The following is a 1,841-nucleotide window of genomic DNA, read 5'->3' as shown; positions in this document are numbered from 1 at the left end:
AAACGGAAGTCGCCGGCCGTAGCCAGCGGCCGAGCGGTTGTGCCGCCGATTTGATATCCTCGCGCCGCGAGGGCTGGTCCATACTCTCACTCTGATGCGCGTTAGGGTATATTGATGTGTTGCATGCGCAGCAATTGAACCAAACGATTATTGTTCGTTTTCGCGGGAGCGATCATGAATAAGTGTCTTCTGGTGACGATTCTTGTGGCTCTCACCGGTACGGCGGCGGCTGCGCAGGCGCCCACCAAAGACGCGCTCATCGCCCGCGCGAAATCATTCGAACTCGATACGCCCTATGTGCCGCCGCCAGGCGACCCCTTGACGCATCATGCCGCCGGATTTGCGAAGGTCATGTGCTCAGCTGTATTCATGACCGGCCTTGCGCCCGATTTCGCGGCCGAAAATGTTGGGTTTTTCACGGCGCCCTACGGACAGCGCGCGAAGCTCGGCAGGCCGGTCATCGATCGCGCCAACAAGGCGGTCCACGTCACGCTCCCTAGCGGCGTGACCCGGACGGCCAAATATCTCGGGAGCCAGGGTTGCGTCACGTTCCCGATCGGCAAGAGCGTCGTGAATTTCAAGCCGGTCGCCGTCAAGAGCCGATTGCCCGATCCCGCAACCCAAATGTGGCCCATGGGCGACATGCTGCCGGAAGAGCCGTTACCGACAGAGATCGACGCCGAGAAACTCAAAGCTGCCGTGAATGCTGCGTTCCAGCCGGCCGAAGGATTGACCGCGGCGTTCGTTGTGACGTGGAAAGGCCGCCTCATTGCCGAGCGCTACGCGGAAGGTGTTACGGCGCAGACGCCGCTCGAAAGCTGGTCCATGGGCAAGAGCGTTACGGCAACGCTCTTTGGCATTCTGGTCAAAGACGGCGTCTACGATTTGGAGCAGCCGGCACCGATCCCTGAATGGCAAACGCCCGGCGACCCGCGCGCCAAAATGCGCATTGCGGATCTCCTTCACATGTCGAGCGGGCTTCGGATCAAGGCGCCCCAAGACCCGGATTATGACCCAACGGGGCCTTACCCGGATCACGTCTATCTGTATACCGGCGGCATCGATTCCTTTCACTACGCGGCAACACGGCCATTGCAGTGGCCTCCCAACACGGTCGGACGCTATCGCAACACCGATCCGGTCCTGATCAACTATCTGATCCGGCTCGGTGTCGAAAAAAGAGGCGACGAATATCTCTCATTTCCTCAGCGGGTGCTGTTCGACAAGCTCGGCATCCGCACCATGGTGATCGAAACTGATCCGTTCGGAAATTTTCTAGGGCAAGGTTATGGGGTAGGCTCCGGGCGCGATTGGGCGCGGCTTGGCAATCTCTATCTTCAGGGGGGCGTTTGGAACGGTGAGCGCATTCTCCCAGAGGGCTACACCACATTCGTCAGCACGCTTGCGCCCGCCTGGGCCGCGGACAATCGGCCGATCTATGGAGCTTTTTTCTGGCTCAACGGCCACGGGCAATATCCAGTCCCGCGCGATGCCTATTACATGGCGGGCGCAGGTGGGCAGACCACGCTGATCATTCCCTCGCACGATCTCGTCGTCGCGCGTCTCGGGCACTATCGGGGCCAATCTTACGCCGCTTCAGGCTTCAGCGAGGCGCTCGCGCTGTTGATCGAGGCGGTGCCAAAAGCACAAAAGGCCCGGGCCCAAGAATTTGGCAACAGAGGGGACAACGGGCCAAGCGAGGAAAGTAAAAATACTGAAAATCGTGTCAACGAGGCTATCGATCCACCCGTTGGGAAATGAGACATGCCAATCATGCTGACCAGTCCGATTTCGATGGAATAGGAGACATAGATAAGATGGACAGGGATTTCGTCTCTTGA

Annotated in this window: 2 protein-coding genes; one reads left to right on the top strand and one right to left on the bottom strand. The window is 59.1% G+C overall.

What is annotated here, in order from left to right:
- Positions 1-357 precede the first annotated feature (357 nt).
- Positions 358-486, bottom strand: a complete 129-nt coding sequence (locus CQ13_RS46415) for a hypothetical protein (protein WP_283807502.1) — start codon at positions 484-486, stop codon at positions 358-360.
- A gap of 84 nt (positions 487-570) precedes the next feature.
- On the opposite strand from CQ13_RS46415, the gene CQ13_RS11565 reads away from it, so the two are divergent.
- Positions 571-1,761, top strand: a complete 1,191-nt coding sequence (locus tag CQ13_RS11565) for a serine hydrolase domain-containing protein (RefSeq protein WP_197427312.1) — start codon at positions 571-573, stop codon at positions 1,759-1,761.
- Positions 1,762-1,841: the final 80 nt, after the last annotated feature.

It is taken from the genome of Bradyrhizobium retamae, assembly GCF_001440415.1.
GTDB lineage: Bacteria > Pseudomonadota > Alphaproteobacteria > Rhizobiales > Xanthobacteraceae > Bradyrhizobium > Bradyrhizobium retamae.
This window is presented reverse-complemented; position numbering and strand designations above follow the sequence as displayed.